This window comes from Mycobacterium sp. 050128 (assembly GCF_036409155.1).
Classification (GTDB): Bacteria; Actinomycetota; Actinomycetes; order Mycobacteriales; family Mycobacteriaceae; genus Mycobacterium.
The window spans coordinates 498,801-515,944 of sequence record NZ_JAZGLW010000004.1; the positions used below are offsets into that span (position 1 = coordinate 498,801).

Sequence of the window (17,144 nt, forward strand, 5' to 3'; positions counted from 1 at the left end):
CGGCCGCCGTGAGTATGTCCGCTAGAAACAGTATGCATGCGCAATTATCCGTCCGCCAGTAGCCTTGCTTACCGCGGTTCTTAGACTGTCCGGGTGCGTCTCGTCTTCGCCGGCACCCCCGAACCCGCGCTGCCCGCGCTGCGCCGCCTCATCGAGTCACCTCGTCACGAGGTCGTTGCGGTGCTGACCCGCCCCGACGCCGCGTCCGGGCGGCGCGGCAAGCCGGAGCCGTCACCGGTGGCCCGCGAGGCACTCGACCGCGGCATTCCCGTGCTACGCCCGGAGCGGCCGAACTCGCCGGAGTTCGTCGCCGAACTCTCGGAGTTCGCACCGCAGTGCTGTCCGGTGGTGGCCTACGGCGCGCTGCTGCGCGACGGCTTGCTCGCCGTCCCCCCGCACGGCTGGGTGAACCTGCACTTTTCGTTGCTGCCGGCCTGGCGCGGTGCGGCGCCCGTCCAGGCCGCGATCGCCGCGGGGGACGCGATCACCGGGGCGACGACGTTTCGGATCGAACCCAGCCTGGACTCCGGACCGGTGTACGGCGTCGTGACCGAGACGATTCGGCCGACGGACACCTCGGGTGATCTGCTTGAACGACTTGCCATTTCGGGTGCGGCCCTGCTTTCGGCCACGCTGGATGGTATTGCCGACGGGAAACTGACCCCGCAACCGCAACCGTCCGACGGCGTCAGCATTGCGCCGAAGATCACCGTCGAGGAAGCCCGGGTGCGCTGGGATCTGCCGGCCGCGGTGATCGAGCGCCGGATCCGCGCCGTCACACCCAACCCGGGCGCCTGGACGACGATCGGCGACCTGCGGATCAAACTGGGGCCGGTGCACATCGATACGGATGTTCCAGAGTCATTGCCGCCCGGCGTAATTCAGGTGGACCGCAAGAACGTGCGCGTCGGCACCGGCTCGGAACCGGTGCGGCTGAGCCAGATTCAACCGCCCGGCAAGAAACTCATGAACGCCGTCGACTGGGCCCGCGGCGCCCGCCTCGACGCCGCCGCGCGGGCCTCATGAGCCCAGCACCGAATCAGCGCCGGCCGCCCAAAAGACGCAAGCCACTGGATCCGGCCCGGGCCGCCACCTTTCAGGTGTTGCGGGCCGTCAGCGAGCGCGACGCCTACGCGAACCTGGCCCTGCCCGCGCTGCTGCGCGAGCGCGGTATCACCGGACGCGACGCGGCGTTCGCCACCGAGCTGACCTACGGCACCTGCCGCACCCGCGGCCTGCTCGACGCGGTCATCGGCGCCGCCGCCGAACGTCCGCCGGAGGCGATCAACCCGGTGCTGCTCGACCTGCTGCGGATGGGCACCTACCAATTGCTGCGCACCCGGGTCGACGCGCATGCCGCGGTGTCCACCACCGTCGAACAGGCTGGTATCGAATTCGATTCGGCGCGAGCCGGTTTCGTCAACGGCGTACTGCGGACGATCTCCGGGCGTGACGAGAAGTCCTGGGTGGACGAGCTGGCCCCCGACCCGGCGCGCGATCCGGTCGGCCACGCCGCGTTCGTGCACGCGCATCCGCGCTGGATCGCCCAGGCGTTCGCCGACGCACTGGGTGCCGACGCCGGTGAACTCGAGGCGGCTCTTGCCAGCGACGACGAACGACCCCAGGTACACCTGGCCGCGCGCCCGGGCGTGCTCGGCGCGGCGGAACTGGCCTCCGAATTGGGCCTAGCGGTCGGCGGCACCGTCGGTCGCTACTCGCCGTACGCGGTGTACCTGCCGGGTGGCGACCCCGGGCAGCTGGCCGCGGTGCGCGAGGCGCGAGCGCTGGTTCAGGACGAGGGCAGTCAATTGGTGGCGCGGGCGCTGACGTTGGCGCCGGTCGACGGGGACACCGGCCGCTGGCTCGATCTGTGCGCCGGCCCCGGCGGCAAGACCGCGCTGCTGGCCGCCCTGGCCGTCGAGCACGGCGCCCGGGTTACCGCGGTCGAGCCGTCGTCGGGTCGCGCGGACCTCGTCGTCGAGAACACCCGCGGGCTCGACGTCGACGTGCTGCGGGTCGACGGTCGCCGCAGCGGCCTCGAGCCCGGCTTCGACCGGGTGCTGGTCGACGTGCCCTGCACCGGGCTGGGCGCGCTGCGCCGCCGGCCGGAGGCCCGTTGGCGCCGGCAGCCGGCCGATGTGCCGGCGCTGGCCAAGCTGCAGCGTGAGCTGCTGGCCGCCGCGATCGCGCTGACCCGCCCCGGCGGCGTGGTGCTCTATTCGACCTGTTCGCCGCATCTGGTCGAAACCACAGGCGTGGTGGCCGACGCACTGCGCCGTCATCCGGTGCAGGCGTTGGACACCCGGCCGCTGTTCGAGCCCGTCGAGTTGGGCCCGCCATCTGCACAAGGACCTCAGGTGCAGCTGTGGCCGCACCGGCACGGCACCGACGCGATGTTCGCCGCGGCGTTACGACGCGTAGCGGGGTAACGCCCCGGGGGACACGACAGGCCTGAGCGCCGCGGCGTTACGCCGCGTCGCGGGGTAACGCCCCGGCGGCCCGACAGGCCTGAGCGCCGCCGCGCTGCGCCGCCCTCGGCACCCTCAGTAGTCTGGCGCACATGGCTGGCAGCACTAGCCCTTCCCATGGACCCCTGATAGCTCCGTCGATCCTGGCCGCCGATTTCGCCCGGCTCGCCGACGAGGCAGCCGCCGTGGTCGGCGCCGACTGGCTGCACGTCGATGTGATGGACGGCCACTTCGTGCCCAACCTGACGATCGGTCTGCCGGTGGTGGAGAGCCTGCTGGCCGCCACGCGCATTCCGATGGACTGCCACTTGATGATCGACAATCCGGACCGGTGGGCGCCGCCCTACGCCGAGGCCGGCGCCTACAACGTCACCTTCCACGCCGAGGCCACCGACAATCCGATCGGCGTGGCTCGCGATATCCGGGCCGCGGGCGCCAAGGCCGGGATCAGCGTCAAGCCGGGCACCCCGCTGGAGCCGTATCTGGAGATCCTGCCGCAGTTCGACACCCTGCTGATCATGTCGGTCGAGCCGGGCTTCGGCGGCCAGAGCTTCATCCCCGAGGTGCTGAGCAAGGTTCGCATCGTGCGCAAGCTGGTCGACGCGGGGGAGTTGACGATCCTGGTCGAGATCGACGGCGGCATCAACGCCGACACGATCGAACAGGCCGCCGAGGCCGGGGTCGACTGCTTCGTCGCCGGTTCCGCGGTCTACGGCGCGCAGGACCCCGAGGCCGCGATCGAGGCGCTGCGCCGCCGGGCCGTCGCCGCGTCGCCGCATCTACGGCTGTGAGTGGCCAGCCTGTCGAAAGCCTGGACGCCGCAATGCGTTTGGCGATCGAGCAGTCGTATCTGGTCAAGGGCGGCACCTATCCGAATCCTCCGGTCGGAGCGGTGATTTTGGATGCCGGTGGTCAGATTGTCGGCGTCGGCGGCACCGAGCCGGCCGGTGGCGACCACGCCGAGGTGCTGGCGCTGCGCCGGGCCGGCGCCCTGGCCGTCGGTGGCACCGCGGTGGTCACGCTGGAGCCCTGCAACCACTACGGCAAGACGCCGCCGTGCGTGAACGCGCTGATCGATGCCGGCGTGCGCGCCGTCGTATACGCCGTCCCCGATCCGAACGAGCTCGCCGCCGGCGGCGCGGCCCGGCTCTCGGAGGCGGGGGTCGAGGTCAAGTCCGGCGTACTGGCCGACGCGGTCGCCGGCGGGCCGCTGCGCGAGTGGCTACACAAGCAGCGGACCGGATTGCCGCATGTGACATGGAAATACGCCAGCAGCCTCGACGGTCGCAGTGCGGCCGCCGACGGCACCAGCCGGTGGATTTCCAGTGAGGCAGCCCGCTTGGACCTGCACCGTCGCCGCGCCGCCGCCGACGCGATCGTCGTCGGGACCGGCACCGTCCTGGCCGACGATCCGGCGTTGACCGCCCGGCTGCCCGACGGCTCGCTGGCAGACAAGCAGCCGCTGCGCGTCGTGGTCGGCATGCGCGAAATACATTCCGAGGCAAAGGTTCTCAACGACGATTCACGCACCATGGTGATTCGCACCCGCGATCCGCTGGAGGTGCTCAAGGCGCTCTCGGACCGCACCGATGTCCTGCTGGAGGGCGGTCCCACGCTGGCGAGCGCCTTCCTGCGGGAAGACGCGATCGACCGGATCTTGACCTACATCGCGCCGATCCTGCTGGGCGGACCCGTCACCGCCGTCGGCGACGTCGGGGTGCCCACCATCGCGCGGGCGTTGCGGTGGCGCTTCGACGGCGCCGACCGGATCGGCCCGGATTTGCTGCTCAGCCTGGTGCCGCAGCGCGGCTAGCGCTCACCGAGTGACACCGTTTCCGGCTCGGCGACTTCCGGCTCCTCGGCGTGCTCCTTGCGGCTGCCGAGCAGCAGGCCCAACAGCGCGCCCACCACACAGATGACGACGGTGGCCGCGAAGATGTCGCCGTACATCAGGGCGAACGCCTGCAAATACACGGTGGCTTGGGCCGCGATTCGTTGCAGCAGCGTGGCGTCGGGCGGGATCTGCGCGGTCAGCCCCGCGATGATCTGGTTGAACCGGTAGAGCCCCCAGGCGCTCAGCGCCGCGACGCCGATCAGCATGCCCGTCATCCGGGCCACGACCACCGCCGCGGAGGCGATGCCGTGCTGGGCCGACGGCACCACCCGCAGCGCGCCGGAGGTCAGCGGTCCGATCACCAGGCCGAGCCCCAGACCGGCCACCAGCAGGTCGGTGTGGACCAGCGGCAGGCTGACCCCGAAGATGTCGTGGTGCTGGGTCATCACGTCCATGCGCCAGTAGTGAATCAGCCAATAGCCGAACGCCGCGATCAGCAGCCCGATGAAGGTCATTGCCCGGTCGCCGATCCGGGTCGCGATGAAACCGCCCAGCACCGCACCGATCGGCAGCGCGATCAGGAACCACAGCAGCAGGCCGGCGGCCTGCGTCTGCGACATTTGCAGCACGCCCTGGCCGAACAGCTCGACGTTGACCAGGGTCACCATCAGCGCCGCACCGGCGGCCACCGACGCGCCCAGCGCGGCCAGGAACGGCCGGAAGTGCACCCCGGCGGGTTCGATCAGCCGGGTGCGGGAGAAGCGCTCCCACAGGATGAACACCACCCCGACCACCACCGCACCGATCACCAGCGGCAATCCGTAGCTGGGCAGGATCGTCTTGCCGTCGGGCGCCGGGTTGTACAGCCCGATGACCGCCAGGCCCAGCGCGACGGCCAGCAGCACACCGCCGACGACGTCGACCTTTTCCGGCTCCTCGGCGCGCTGGTGTGCGGGCAGGCTGAATTGGATCGCGATCATGGCGAGCAAGGTCAGCGGCACGTTGATCCAGAAGACGTACTGCCACTGGTGAAACACCCAGACGATGAAGATTCCGTACAGCGGACCCAGCACGCTGCCGAGCTCCTGGGCGGCACCGATTCCGCCCAGCACGCTGGCGCGGTTGCGCTGCGCCCACAGATCAGCGCCCAGGGCCAGCGTGACCGGCAACAGGGCGCCGCTGGCGATGCCCTGGACGGTGCGGCCGGCGATCAGCAGGTGAAAATCACCCCAATGACCGGCCAGCGCCGTGATCACCGAGCCGACGATGAACAGCGCCAGGCTGATCTGCAGCACCAGCTTGCGGCCGAAGCGATCGGACGCGCGCCCCAGTAGCGGCATCGCGGCGATGTAGCCCAGCAGGTACATCGTGATGATCCAGGTGATGCGCTGCAGTTGATTGATCGGGATGTGAACGTCGCTCATGATGTCGCGCATGATCGTGACGACGACGTAGGCGTCCAGCGCGCCCAGGAGTACGGCGAGGCTGCCCGCGCTGATCGCGATTCCGCGTCCTGCTCGCATACTCATCAGCTCACCGGAGGCTTGGTGACGGTGACCGGCTTACCCCAGTCCGACAGCGTCACCTGGACGGAATTGCCCTGGCTCTTCTGCAGGTTGGCCTGGACCAGCTGATGGTCGCCGGTTTCCTGAATCCACACCGTGGCCGGCAACGGCTGCGTCGCGCTCATGCTCGGGATGATCTTGTTCACCGCATCCGCGGTGGCATTTCCGCTGATCTTGATGACCGTCTGGCCATTGATCGTTTCGCGGCCCTCGGCCTTGGCGTTGGTGAAGCTCGCCAGCATGTTGCCCAGGCCGGAGTCTGGGCTCAGCAGCACCGAGACGTCGTAGACGTCGGAGGCCTTACCGAAGTCGCTCCACTTGTTCGGGGTCAGCGTGGCGTACAGCACCGAGTCGTAGACGACGAAGTTGGCGTCGATGTCGGAGCCCGCCATCGACAGCTGCGCATTGCCCGACGCGGCGGTGCTCGGGACGGTGGTCAGGTCGCCGGTCAGCTGCTTGATCGGCAGTCCGGGGATCTTGCCCTGGGTCGACAGCACCAGGTGCACGCTCTTGACGGTCTTGGTGACGTCGGCGGACTGCTTGACGAGGGTCGTGGCGTCGGGCAACGGGGCACCGCTGGGCTTCGAACCCGACGAACAGCCCGCGATCACGGCGGTGGCGAGGGTCAGGGAAGCGAGGACGGCCGTGAGACGGCGGCGTGTCTGCATACCGTGCATCGTAGAGGAGCGCGATGAGCGGACTTCGGGACGCGGGGTCTCCGCGGGCCCGCGACGAGGGCGTTTCGCGTGCCGGTCGTGGCCGCTCACCAGGCAAAGCGCCGGCGAATTAGCCTGGTGCAATGTTCACCGGAATTGTCGAGGAACTCGGAGAGGTCACCGGCCGCGACGTGCTCGCTGACGCCGCCCGCCTGACCATCCGCGGGCCCGTCGTGACGGCCGACGCCGGCCACGGGGATTCGATCGCCGTCAACGGCGTGTGCCTGACGGTCGCCGAGCTGCTCGCCGATGGGCAATTCACCGCCGACGTGATGGCCGAGACGCTGGACCGGTCCAACCTGGGCGGTTTGCAGGTCGGCAAGCGGGTCAACCTGGAGCGGGCCGCCGCGGTCAACAGCCGCCTCGGTGGGCACATCGTGCAGGGGCACGTCGACGGCACCGGCCGGGTGGTGGCGCGCACGCCGTCGCAACACTGGGAAGTCGTGCGCATCGAGATCCCCGCCGCGGTCGCTCGCTATGTCGTGGAGAAAGGGTCGATCACCGTCGACGGGATTTCCTTGACGGTTTCCGGGCTCGGTGCGCAACCGCGCGACTGGTTCGAGGTCTCGCTGATCCCGACCACGCGGGAAATGACCACCCTCGGCGCTGCCCCGGTCGGCACCGAGGTGAACCTGGAAGTCGACGTGATTGCCAAATACGTCGAGCGACTGATGACGGCAAGAGACCAATGAGGGTCGCCGCCGCCATCGGCGCCGGCGCCGCCCTGTGCATGGCGTCGGTGTGGGGCAGTGGCACCGCTCACGCCAACGCGAATCAGGAACAACAGGCGTGTGCGCTGATGGACGATCCCGCCGGGCATGATTTGGGCTATCAGCCCGCCGAATATGCCTTCATGGTGTTGCGCGGCCAGATGACCGCCGGCGACGCCCGCAACGTGATCGCGCTGGCCACCCAGGACTTCTGCCCCAATCACGTCATCGATCTGCCGGCCAGCTGGCGTTAGCAGCCAAACCCGCTCTGCCACAAGCGAATTAGTGGAGTCGACGCGGGCTCGGGCGGCCCTCGAAAAGCCCTCGAAAAGCCCTCGAAAAGCCGTTGGAAAGCCGTTGAGGGCGGGGCGACTCGCTCGCCGGGTGCCGGTTATCGGCGATTCGCCGGCGGGCACCGCCCAGGGTCGAACATTACGGTTTGGTAACAATAGTCACGATCCCACTACACCATGGCGACACGCCTGTTCTAAATCCCCACGCAGCCCTTCGCAGGTCCATACTCATCGCATAGGCCGGCCGCCTTTACCACGCGAAGGAGCTGCAGAAATGTCCGTCGAAAGGTTGGCCGAGGCCGTCTACGAAGACCTCGCATTTGAAGCCGTAGCGACCCTTGCCGGCCGGAAGGCCGAAGCGCAATCGCGAGCGGTGTGGAGCAAGGAAGTCAACGACACCACGCTGACGATCGTCGAGCACCGGGTGCGCGACTACACGAGTTACGAGTTGGTCGGTGACGATGGGCGCGACGTGTCGCTCGGGCGGTTTTCCAGCTACCCCGCCGCCACCGCCGCGGTCAGCAAGTGGACGCACTACATCGAGGCCGGCGGTTCGGTCGGCCGGTGGCTGGCTCACTATGCGGTCGATTGTGGTGGCGGCGTGGTCATCCAGATGCCGATGAGGCGCACCGTCTAGCAGTTCTGACGCAGGCCGCTGTCCGGCCGTGCGCACTGACGGCGTCGAGTGCGCACTCACGGCGGCGACACGCCGAGACATCCCGCCGCCAGCGCGCACCGAAAGCCATGAATGCACACTCCACGCCCCTTCTAGACCGTGCGGGCATATTGATCTTCGTGCGCTCAACATTCTGGTGAGAATCGCCACGACGCGCCTTGTCCCCGAGGCACGCCGATATGCGGTCGCCGCTGGTCAGAATGGGTGCTGACAAGGCCGAACCCCGGTACACGCAGGCACGCGGGTGCCTGTTCGTCGCGGTCGGCCCGAACGTCGCGCGAATGCACGACGTCACTATCTTTGTGGTCCCGATGAAGGGGCAATAATGCGGTGCCCCGCGTGGTTCATACTTGAAGCAATGCGCGGGCTTCGCGTGTTGCTCGGCACGACAGCAAGGCAGCACAGATGACGAGGTTGGACTCCGTCGAGAGGGCGGTTGCCGACATTGCGGCCGGTAAGGCCGTCGTCGTCATCGATGACGAGGAACGTGAGAACGAGGGCGACCTGATCTTCGCCGCCGAGAAGGCGACGCCGGAGATGGTGGCGTTCATGGTGCGCTACACCTCGGGCTACCTGTGCGTCCCGCTGGACGGCGCGATCTGCGACAAGCTGGGCCTGCTGCCGATGTACGCGGTGAACCAGGACAAGCACGGAACCGCCTACACGGTCACCGTCGACGCACGACTGGGTGTGGGCACCGGAATCTCGGCGTCCGACCGTGCCACCACCATGCGGTTGCTGGCCGACCCCGCCAGCGTGGCCGACGACTTCACCCGCCCCGGCCACGTGGTTCCGTTGCGCGCCAAGGACGGCGGCGTGCTGCGCCGGCCCGGCCACACCGAGGCCGCCGTCGACCTGGCCCGGATGGCGGGCCTGCAACCCGCCGGTGCCATCTGCGAGATCGTCAGCCAGAAGGACGAGGGCTCGATGGCCCAGACCGACGAGCTGCGGGTCTTCGCCGACGAACACGATCTCGCGCTGATCACCATCGCCGACATCATCGAGTGGCGACGCAAGCACGAAAAGCACATCGAGCGCATCGCCGAGGCCCGCATCCCGACCCGGCACGGTGAGTTCCGCGCCATCGGGTACGCGAGCATTTACGAGGAAGTCGAACACGTCGCGCTGGTGCGCGGTGACATCGCCGGACCGAGCGGCGAGGGCGACGACGTGCTGGTGCGGGTGCACTCCGAGTGCCTGACCGGTGACGTGTTCGGCTCACGGCGGTGCGATTGCGGACCCCAGCTCGACGCGGCGATGGCCATGGTCGCGCGAGAGGGGCGCGGCGTCGTGCTCTACATGCGCGGTCACGAGGGCCGCGGCATCGGCCTGATGCACAAGCTGCAGGCCTACCAGCTGCAGGACGCCGGCGACGACACCGTGGACGCCAATCTCAAGCTTGGATTACCGGCCGACGCACGGGATTACGGAATCGGTGCACAGATTCTCTCGGACCTCGGAGTCCGCTCGATGCGGCTGCTGACCAACAATCCGGCCAAGCGGGTCGGGCTGGACGGCTATGGGCTGCATATCATCGAGCGCGTCTCCCTGCCGGTGCGGGCCAACGCGGAGAACATCCGCTACCTGATGACTAAACGGGACAGGATGGGACACGATTTGGTCGGGCTGGACGATTTCCACGAATCCGTCCATCTGCCAGGCGAATTCGGTGGTGCTTTGTGAGTGGAGGCGGCGAACCGGAAGTCAAAGCACTCGACGCCTCCGATCTTCGCCTCGGTATCGTGGCCAGCTCGTGGCACGGACCCATCTGCGACGCGCTGCTCGCCGGCGCCCGCAAGGTGGCCGCGGACTCGGGCGTCGGCAATCCGACGGTGGTCCGGGTGCACGGGGCCGTGGAACTTCCGGTGGTGGCTCAGGAGCTGGCCCGCAACCACGATGCCGTCGTCGCCCTCGGTGTCGTGATCCGTGGCGCCACACCACATTTCGAGTACGTCTGCGATGCGGTAACCCAGGGTTTGACCCGCGTGTCGCTGGACGCCGCCACGCCGGTCGGCAACGGTGTACTCACCACCAACACCGAGGATCAGGCCCTGGACCGGGCCGGGCTGCCGACGTCGGCGGAGGACAAGGGCGCTCAGGCGGCTGGGGCCGCGCTGACCGCCGCGCTGACGTTGCGTGACCTGCGCGCTCGGTCGTGAACCGACTGTCGGCCCGCGAGGGATGGGATGTCGAACTACGTCCGCATTGGACACCGCTATTTGCCTACGGCGCAGCATTTTTGGTCGCGGTAGCGCACATTGCTGGTGGCCTGCTGCTCAAGATGGGCTCCAGCGGGGTGGTCTTCCAAACCGCCGACCAAGTCGCGATGGCGGTGCTGGGGCTGGTCATCGCCGCCCTCATACTCTTGTTCACCCGGCCCCGGTTGCGCGTCGGGCCCGCCGGGCTGTCGGTGCGAAACCTATTGGGAGACAGGCTAGTTGCATGGTCAGAGCTGGTCGGCGTTTCGTTTCCGGCCGGTAGTCGCTGGGCTCATATCGACTTGCCCGACGACGAGTACATTCCGGTGATGGCGATCCAGGCCGTCGACAAGGAACGGGCCGTGGACGCGATGGATTCGGTGCGGTCGCTGCTGGCGCGCTATCGGCCCGACCTGCGCGCGCACTGAACAACGAGAGCGACGACATTGTCGTAGGATCGCCCGATGGCACGTCAACTGCGGGGGGCCGTCGGATCGTTGCTGATCGCGATCACGATGTGCGCGTGCACCACCTCGGTCGGCGGCCGTGCGATTCGGGCTCCCGAGCAATCCGCGCCCGGCGGTCCGACGTCCGCCTCCCCGTCGCCCACGGGGATTCCGGCGCGCGACCTGCTGCTGCAGGACGGCGACACCACGCCGTTCGGTGTGGCGAGTGGGGTTCCGGTGGGCGACACCTACTTCACCAGCGTGCAGCCGCCCGAGTGTTCCGCGGCGCTGCTGTTCAAGGATTCGCCGCTGCGCCCGTCCCGCTCGTCGGACCACGCCGAATCCGAATACAAGTTCAGTGGCCCGGCGCTCTACGCCGAATCCGTCGACGTCTACGACAAGAAGTTGAACTCCCACGAGGTGGTGTGGAAGGGCTTTGGCGCGGTGTCGAAGTGCCATGGCGACGCCATCGGCCATTCGTCCCTCGGCGATTTTCGGCCGATGCGGCTGGGTTCCTTCGGCACGCCGTCGAACGGGATCCTGGTGTGGACCATGACCCGCCCGGATTGGACCTGCGATTACGGGCTGGTCGTGGTCCCGCGCATAGCGTTGCTGCTCTCGGCCTGCGACTCCAAACCCGGATTTGCCATGGCCGACTGGGCAGCGAAACGACGAGCGCAGCTAGACAGTCGACCTGCCTGATGCAGAGGTCAGTAGTTCTTGCAGCTGATCATCATCTGCCGGAAGATCGGGAACGCCTGGTCGGCTCCCGGGTTGTTCTGGATCGCCTTCAGCAGGTTCACCCGCTGGTCCGGCGTCGAAGCCATGAACTGCTGCAGGAATTGCTGGTTCGGCGGCGACTGATCCAGGTACTGAGCGGCCATCGGGTTTTCCGCGTGCACCGCCCGCATCGCCTGGTCATAGGTGCAGGTCGTGTTCACCATCGGGCCGATATCGGGGGTCGCCGATGCGATCCCCGCCCCGGCGCTCAACGACAACGCCAGGCACCCAACGCCCACGGCCAGCCCGGCCAACGGTCGTTTGCTCATTTGTAAGCTCCCTCCAGCTGTTGCCACCCACTGTAGCGTCACAAGCTAACCGGTTGCTTAGCCCGAACCGGATGCTCCCAAACCGCCAGGCGCGTTCGCGGCGGGCGAAAAGCAATCGATTTCCGCCACGCGATCCCGATCTGCCGCGCCCCGTTTAGCGGCTACTAGCCTGGATACGTGCCAGATCCCGCCACTTATCGTCCCGCTCCCGGATCCATTCCGGTCGAGCCGGGCGTCTACCGATTCCGGGACTCGCACGGGCGGGTGATCTACGTCGGCAAGGCCAAAAGCCTGCGCAGTCGGCTGACGTCATATTTCGCCGACGTCGCCAATCTGCACCCGCGCACCCGGCAGATGGTGACCACCGCGGCCAAGGTCGAGTGGACAGTGGTCAACACCGAAGTCGAGGCGTTGCAGCTGGAATACAACTGGATCAAGGAATTCGATCCACGTTTCAATGTCCGTTACCGCGACGACAAGTCCTACCCGGTGCTGGCCGTGACCCTCAACGAGGAATTTCCCCGGCTGATGGTCTATCGAGGCCCGCGCCGCAAGGGGGTTCGCTATTTCGGCCCGTACTCGCACGCCTGGGCGATCCGGGAGACGCTGGATCTGCTCACCCGGGTGTTCCCGGCACGGACCTGTTCCGGCGGAGTATTCAAGCGGCACAAGCAGATCGACCGTCCCTGTCTGCTCGGCTACATCGACAAATGCTCGGCCCCCTGCATCGGCAGGGTCAGCGAGGAGCAACACCGCCAGATCGTCACCGACTTTTGCGACTTCCTGTCCGGCAAGACCGACCGGTTTGCCCGCGAGCTGGAACAGCAAATGCACGCGGCAGCCGAGCGACTCGACTTCGAACGCGCGGCACGGCTTCGCGACGACATCGGCGCACTCAAGCGGGCGATGGAGAAGCAGGCCGTGGTGCTCGGTGACGGCACCGACGCCGACGTGGTGGCGTTCGCCGACGACGAGCTCGAGGCGGCGGTGCAGGTGTTCCACGTGCGCGGCGGCCGGGTCCGCGGTCAGCGCGGTTGGATCGTTGAAAAGTCCGCTGAACCAGGCGATTCCAGCGAAGAGCAGTTGGTCGAGCAGTTCCTGACGCAGTTCTACGGCGACCAGGCGGAACTGGACGGTGCCGCCGACGAATCCGTCAATCCGGTTCCGCGCGAGGTGCTGGTGCCGTGCCTGCCGTCCAACGCCGAGGAGCTGGCCAGCTGGTTGTCCGGACTGCGCGGCTCGCGGGTCGTGCTGCGGGTACCGCGTCGCGGCGACAAGCGGGCACTGGCGGAGACCGTGCAACGCAACGCGAAAGAAGCGCTGCAGCAACACAAGCTGAGGCGAGCCGGCGACTTCAACGCCAGATCCGCAGCGCTGCAGAACATTCAGGACGCGCTGGGGCTGGCCGACGCGCCGCTGCGGATCGAGTGTGTCGACATCAGCCATGTCCAGGGCACCGACGTGGTGGGTTCGCTGGTGGTTTTCGAGGACGGCCTGCCGCGCAAGTCGGACTACCGTCACTTCGGAATCCGGGAAGCCGCCGGGCAGGGGCGCTCCGACGACGTCGCGTCCATCGCCGAGGTGACCCGGCGCCGCTTCCTGCGCCACCTGAGTGACCAGAGCGACCCGAATATGCTTTCCCCGGAAGGTAAGTCACGCCGGTTCGCCTATCCGCCCAATCTGTACGTCGTCGACGGCGGCGCGCCGCAGGTCAATGCGGCCAGCGCGGTGCTCGAGGAGCTTGGCATCACCGACGTCGCGGTGATCGGGCTGGCCAAGCGACTCGAAGAGGTGTGGGTGCCGGCGGAGCCGGATCCGGTCATCATGCCGCGCAACAGCGAGGGACTTTATTTGCTGCAGCGGGTGCGTGACGAGGCGCACCGGTTCGCGATCGCCTACCATCGCAGCAAGCGATCCAAGCGAATGACCGCCTCAGCGCTGGATTCGGTGCCAGGATTGGGAGAACATCGCCGCAAGGCGCTGGTCACTCACTTCGGATCGATTGCTCGCCTCAAGGAGGCCACCGTCGACCAGATCACCGCCGTGCCGGGTATCGGCGTGGCGACGGCCACGGCCGTCCTCGAGGCGCTACGACCCGAGCAACCCGAGCAACCCGAGCAACCCGGAGCCTCGGCATGACGAGTCACGACAGCGAGCAGCGATCTGTGCGCGCGGAGCGGGGCGACGCCCACCCGGGTGACGCCGCCGGGATCGACGTCGTTCTGGTCACCGGATTGTCGGGTGCCGGGCGGGGTACCGCGGCCAAGGTGCTCGAGGACCTCGGCTGGTATGTCGCCGACAACCTGCCGCCCCAGCTGATCACCCGAATGGTGGATTTCGGGCTGGCGGCCGGCTCGCGGATCACCCAGCTCGCCGTCGTGATGGACGTGCGATCGCGCGGATTCACCGGCGACCTCGACGAGGTGCGCAACGAATTGGCCACCCGCAACATCAACCCGCGCGTGGTGTTCATGGAGGCCTCCGACGACATGTTGGTGCGCCGCTACGAACAGAACCGCCGCAGCCACCCGTTGCAGGGCCAGCAGACGCTGGCCGAGGGCATCGCGGCCGAGCGCCGGATGCTCGCGCCGGTGCGCGCCACCGCGGATCTGATCATCGACACCTCCACGCTGTCGGTGCGGGGCCTGCGGGAAAGCATCGAGCGGGCGTTCGGTGGTGAGACGAGCGCGACGACGAGCGTCACCGTCGAGTCGTTCGGCTTCAAGTACGGCCTGCCGATGGACGCCGACATGGTGATGGATGTGCGTTTTCTGCCGAACCCGCACTGGGTCGACGAGTTGCGGCCACTCACCGGGCAACATCCGGCGGTGCGTGACTACGTGGTGAACCAGCCGGGCGCGGCGGAGTTTCTCGACGCCTACCATCAGTTGCTATCTCTGGTTGTCGACGGCTACCGCCGGGAGGGCAAGCGCTACATGACGGTCGCGATCGGCTGCACCGGCGGCAAACACCGCAGCGTCGCGATCGCGGAGGCATTGATGCAGTTGCTGCGGACCGATCCACAACTGTTGGTGCGGGTGTTGCACCGGGATCTGGGCCGCGAATGAGCCCACCACAAAGCGAGGGCATCGTCGCGATGGGCGGCGGACACGGCCTGTATGCGACGCTGTCCGCGGCGCGCCGGCTGACCCCCTACGTCACCGCCGTGGTGACCGTCGCCGACGACGGCGGCTCCTCGGGTCGGCTGCGCAGTGAATTGGACGTGGTGCCGCCGGGCGATCTGCGAATGGCGTTGGCGGCGTTGGCATCTGACAGTCCGTATGGGCGGCTGTGGGCGACTATCATGCAACATCGATTCGGCGGCAGCGGGGCCCTGGCCGGCCATCCGATCGGCAACCTGATGCTGGCCGGCCTGTCCGAGGTGCTGGCCGATCCGGTCGCGGCCCTCGACGAGCTGGGCCGCATCCTCGGCGTCAAGGGCCGGGTGTTGCCGATGTGCCCGATCGCGCTGCAGATCGAGGCCGACGTCTCCGGCCTAGAGGCCGACCCGCGGATGTTCCGGGTGATTCGCGGTCAGGTCGCCATCGCGACCACACCGGGCAAGGTGCGTCGCGTGCGGCTGCTTCCGCCGGACCCGCCGGCGACCCGGCAGGCCGTGGACGCGATCATGGCCGCCGACTTGGTGGTGCTGGGGCCCGGATCCTGGTTCACCAGCGTGATCCCGCACGTGCTGGTTCCGGAGCTGGTCGCGGCGCTGCGCGCCACCTCGGCCCGCCGCGCCCTGGTGCTGAACCTGGTGGCCGAACCGGGGGAGACGGCCGGGTTCTCGGTGGAGCGCCATCTGCACGTATTGGCCCAGCACGCCCCCGGGTTCACCGTCAACGACATCATCATCGACGCCGATCGGGTGCCCAGTGAGCGCGAACGCGAGCAACTGCGCCGCACCGCGACCCTGCTGAAGGCCGAGGTCCACTTCGCCGACGTGTCCCGACCTGGTACACCTTTACATGATCCGGGCAAGCTTGCGGCGGCCCTGGACGGGGTCCGAACGGGCCGCACGGGTCCGGCAGCGCCTTCGGCGAAGGCCACCGCAGAGATTCGGGTCGACGGTGAAAGTTCAACGACGGGCGTGAACGGACCAGCGGGCAGCGGACCAAGGGGTGACGACGCGTGGCGATGACGACCGAAGTCAAGGACGAGTTGAGCCGCTTGGTAGTGAAATCGGTCAGCGCGCGCCGAGCCGAGGTCACCTCCTTGCTGCGCTTCGCCGGTGGGTTGCACATCGTGGGTGGCCGGGTGGTCGTCGAGGCCGAGGTGGACCTGGGCAACATCGCCCGCCGGCTGCGCAAGGACATCTTCGACCTCTACGGCTACAACGCGGTCGTGCATGTGTTGTCGGCCAGCGGAATTCGCAAGAGCACCCGGTACGTGCTGCGGGTGGCCAACGACGGCGAGGCGTTGGCCCGTCAGACCGGGCTGCTCGACATGCGGGGGCGTCCGGTGCGGGGGCTGCCGGCCCAGGTGGTCGGTGGCAGCATCGGGGACGCCGAAGCCGCGTGGCGCGGTGCCTTTTTGGCACACGGATCGCTGACCGAGCCCGGACGCTCGTCCGCGCTGGAGGTCAGCTGCCCCGGCCCGGAGGCGGCGCTGGCGTTGGTGGGCGCGGCGCGCCGGCTCGGCGTCAGCGCCAAGGCCCGCGAGGTGCGCGGTGCCGATCGGGTGGTGGTGCGCGACGGCGAGGCGATCGGCGCGCTGCTGACCCGGATGGGCGCCCAGGACACCCGGCTGGTGTGGGAGGAACGCCGGATGCGCCGCGAGGTGCGGGCGACCGCCAACCGGCTGGCCAACTTCGACGACGCCAACCTGCGCCGCTCGGCACGGGCCGCGGTCGCAGCGGCGGCCCGGGTGGAACGGGCGCTGGAGATCCTGGGCGACACCGTTCCGGGCCATCTGGCCTCGGCGGGCAAGCTGCGCGTCGAGCACCGGCAGGCCTCGCTGGAGGAGCTGGGCCGGCTCGCCGACCCCCCGATGACCAAAGATGCTGTGGCGGGCCGCATTCGGCGACTGCTGTCGATGGCCGACCGCAAGGCGAAGGTCGAAGGCATCCCCGACACCGAGTCGGCCGTGACGCCTGACCTGTTGGAGGACGCCTGACGGCCATGGGGGTACCCCCAGCCGCGAAGCGGCGAGGGGGACGGGGGCTTGGGGCCCGGGGGAAAGATACGGGG

18 protein-coding genes are annotated in these 17,144 nt (G+C 68.3%); 15 read left to right on the plus strand and 3 right to left on the minus strand.

Features of this window, described 5'->3' with window-relative positions:
- Positions 1–93: 93 nt before the first annotated feature.
- From fmt to ribD, 4 genes are all read left to right on the plus strand, one after another.
- Positions 94–1,026, plus strand: coding sequence for a methionyl-tRNA formyltransferase (gene fmt, locus SKC41_RS25835; protein WP_330980522.1), 933 nt, complete (start codon positions 94–96; stop codon positions 1,024–1,026).
- Positions 1,023–2,429 carry an RsmB/NOP family class I SAM-dependent RNA methyltransferase gene (locus SKC41_RS25840; protein ID WP_330980523.1) on the plus strand — a complete coding sequence of 469 codons (1,407 nt, stop codon included), beginning with the start codon at positions 1,023–1,025 and terminating at the stop codon, positions 2,427–2,429. Before fmt ends, SKC41_RS25840 begins: the two co-directional genes overlap by 4 nt.
- Positions 2,430–2,551: 122 nt before the next feature.
- Positions 2,552–3,259 carry a ribulose-phosphate 3-epimerase gene (rpe, locus tag SKC41_RS25845; RefSeq protein ID WP_330980619.1) on the plus strand — a complete coding sequence of 236 codons (708 nt, stop codon included), beginning with the start codon at positions 2,552–2,554 and terminating at the stop codon, positions 3,257–3,259.
- A gap of 32 nt (positions 3,260–3,291) precedes the next feature.
- A complete protein-coding gene (gene ribD, locus SKC41_RS25850) occupies positions 3,292–4,281 on the plus strand; it encodes a bifunctional diaminohydroxyphosphoribosylaminopyrimidine deaminase/5-amino-6-(5-phosphoribosylamino)uracil reductase RibD (protein ID WP_442931805.1) in 990 nt (329 codons plus the stop codon).
- Here the strand turns inward: ribD and SKC41_RS25855 are convergent.
- Positions 4,278–5,825, minus strand: coding sequence for an MFS transporter (locus SKC41_RS25855; protein ID WP_330980620.1), 1,548 nt, complete (start codon positions 5,823–5,825; stop codon positions 4,278–4,280). The genes ribD and SKC41_RS25855 overlap by 4 nt on opposite strands.
- Before the next feature lie 5 nt (positions 5,826–5,830).
- Positions 5,831–6,535 (minus strand): LppX_LprAFG lipoprotein, encoded by a 705-nt coding sequence (locus SKC41_RS25860; RefSeq protein ID WP_330980525.1) that lies wholly within the window; start codon positions 6,533–6,535, stop codon positions 5,831–5,833.
- Between the two features lie 131 nt (positions 6,536–6,666).
- On the opposite strand from SKC41_RS25860, the gene SKC41_RS25865 reads away from it, so the two are divergent.
- The 7 genes from SKC41_RS25865 (at position 6,667) to SKC41_RS25895 (ending at position 11,608) form a co-directional block, all read left to right on the plus strand.
- Positions 6,667–7,275: a riboflavin synthase gene (locus SKC41_RS25865; RefSeq protein WP_330980526.1), complete on the plus strand. Its 609-nt coding sequence runs from the start codon at positions 6,667–6,669 to the stop codon at positions 7,273–7,275.
- The gene (locus tag SKC41_RS25870) at positions 7,272–7,547 is read left to right on the plus strand and encodes a hypothetical protein (protein ID WP_330980527.1); all 276 of its coding nucleotides are present in this window, start codon (positions 7,272–7,274) and stop codon (positions 7,545–7,547) included. The genes SKC41_RS25865 and SKC41_RS25870 overlap by 4 nt, the downstream gene beginning before the upstream one ends.
- Positions 7,548–7,860: 313 nt before the next feature.
- Entirely contained in the window at positions 7,861–8,223 is a 363-nt protein-coding gene (locus SKC41_RS25875) for a hypothetical protein (RefSeq protein WP_330980528.1), read from the plus strand.
- Between the two features lie 444 nt (positions 8,224–8,667).
- Positions 8,668–9,945 carry a bifunctional 3,4-dihydroxy-2-butanone-4-phosphate synthase/GTP cyclohydrolase II gene (locus SKC41_RS25880; RefSeq protein WP_330980529.1) on the plus strand — a complete coding sequence of 426 codons (1,278 nt, stop codon included), beginning with the start codon at positions 8,668–8,670 and terminating at the stop codon, positions 9,943–9,945.
- Positions 9,942–10,421 carry a 6,7-dimethyl-8-ribityllumazine synthase gene (gene ribH, locus SKC41_RS25885; protein WP_330980530.1) on the plus strand — a complete coding sequence of 160 codons (480 nt, stop codon included), beginning with the start codon at positions 9,942–9,944 and terminating at the stop codon, positions 10,419–10,421. The genes SKC41_RS25880 and ribH overlap by 4 nt, the downstream gene beginning before the upstream one ends.
- Positions 10,422–10,426: 5 nt before the next feature.
- Positions 10,427–10,888 (plus strand): PH domain-containing protein, encoded by a 462-nt coding sequence (locus tag SKC41_RS25890; RefSeq protein WP_330980621.1) that lies wholly within the window; start codon positions 10,427–10,429, stop codon positions 10,886–10,888.
- Positions 10,889–10,924: 36 nt separating this feature from the next.
- Complete coding sequence (locus SKC41_RS25895) at positions 10,925–11,608, plus strand: hypothetical protein (protein WP_330980531.1); 684 nt, start codon at positions 10,925–10,927, stop codon at positions 11,606–11,608.
- Between the two features lie 8 nt (positions 11,609–11,616).
- Here the strand turns inward: SKC41_RS25895 and SKC41_RS25900 are convergent, their stop codons facing one another.
- Positions 11,617–11,955 carry a hemophore-related protein gene (locus tag SKC41_RS25900; protein WP_090601560.1) on the minus strand — a complete coding sequence of 113 codons (339 nt, stop codon included), beginning with the start codon at positions 11,953–11,955 and terminating at the stop codon, positions 11,617–11,619.
- A 177-nt stretch (positions 11,956–12,132) separates the two neighbouring features.
- Between SKC41_RS25900 and uvrC the strand changes: the two genes are divergently transcribed.
- Genes uvrC through whiA form a run of 4 tightly spaced genes read left to right on the plus strand, consistent with a single transcriptional unit; the run spans position 12,133 to position 17,070 of the window.
- Positions 12,133–14,094 (plus strand): excinuclease ABC subunit UvrC, encoded by a 1,962-nt coding sequence (uvrC, locus tag SKC41_RS25905; protein ID WP_330980532.1) that lies wholly within the window; start codon positions 12,133–12,135, stop codon positions 14,092–14,094.
- Complete coding sequence (rapZ, locus tag SKC41_RS25910; RefSeq protein ID WP_330980533.1) at positions 14,091–15,023, plus strand: RNase adapter RapZ; 933 nt, start codon at positions 14,091–14,093, stop codon at positions 15,021–15,023. Before uvrC ends, rapZ begins: the two co-directional genes overlap by 4 nt.
- Entirely contained in the window at positions 15,020–16,096 is a 1,077-nt protein-coding gene (locus tag SKC41_RS25915; RefSeq protein WP_330980534.1) for a YvcK family protein, read from the plus strand. The genes rapZ and SKC41_RS25915 overlap by 4 nt, the downstream gene beginning before the upstream one ends.
- Entirely contained in the window at positions 16,093–17,070 is a 978-nt protein-coding gene (gene whiA / locus SKC41_RS25920; protein ID WP_330980622.1) for a DNA-binding protein WhiA, read from the plus strand. Before SKC41_RS25915 ends, whiA begins: the two co-directional genes overlap by 4 nt.
- Positions 17,071–17,144 lie beyond the last annotated feature (74 nt).

Bases quoted from the DNA above. Each gene is read 5' to 3' on its own strand.
- ribD (WP_442931805.1), top strand. From the start codon at position 3,292: ATGCGTTTGGCGATCGAGCAGTCGTATCTGGTCAAGGGCGGCACCTAT.
- SKC41_RS25880 (WP_330980529.1), top strand. From the start codon at position 8,668: ATGACGAGGTTGGACTCCGTCGAGAGGGCGGTTGCCGACATTGCGGCC.
- SKC41_RS25915 (WP_330980534.1), top strand. From the start codon at position 15,020: ATGAGCCCACCACAAAGCGAGGGCATCGTCGCGATGGGCGGCGGACAC.
- SKC41_RS25895 (WP_330980531.1), top strand. From the start codon at position 10,925: ATGGCACGTCAACTGCGGGGGGCCGTCGGATCGTTGCTGATCGCGATC.
- SKC41_RS25860 (WP_330980525.1), bottom strand. From the start codon at position 6,535: ATGCAGACACGCCGCCGTCTCACGGCCGTCCTCGCTTCCCTGACCCTC.
- SKC41_RS25865 (WP_330980526.1), top strand. From the start codon at position 6,667: ATGTTCACCGGAATTGTCGAGGAACTCGGAGAGGTCACCGGCCGCGAC.
- whiA (WP_330980622.1), top strand. From the start codon at position 16,093: ATGACGACCGAAGTCAAGGACGAGTTGAGCCGCTTGGTAGTGAAATCG.
- SKC41_RS25840 (WP_330980523.1), top strand. From the start codon at position 1,023: ATGAGCCCAGCACCGAATCAGCGCCGGCCGCCCAAAAGACGCAAGCCA.
- SKC41_RS25875 (WP_330980528.1), top strand. From the start codon at position 7,861: ATGTCCGTCGAAAGGTTGGCCGAGGCCGTCTACGAAGACCTCGCATTT.
- SKC41_RS25900 (WP_090601560.1), bottom strand. From the start codon at position 11,955: ATGAGCAAACGACCGTTGGCCGGGCTGGCCGTGGGCGTTGGGTGCCTG.
- SKC41_RS25855 (WP_330980620.1), bottom strand. From the start codon at position 5,825: ATGCGAGCAGGACGCGGAATCGCGATCAGCGCGGGCAGCCTCGCCGTA.
- rapZ (WP_330980533.1), top strand. From the start codon at position 14,091: ATGACGAGTCACGACAGCGAGCAGCGATCTGTGCGCGCGGAGCGGGGC.
- SKC41_RS25870 (WP_330980527.1), top strand. From the start codon at position 7,272: ATGAGGGTCGCCGCCGCCATCGGCGCCGGCGCCGCCCTGTGCATGGCG.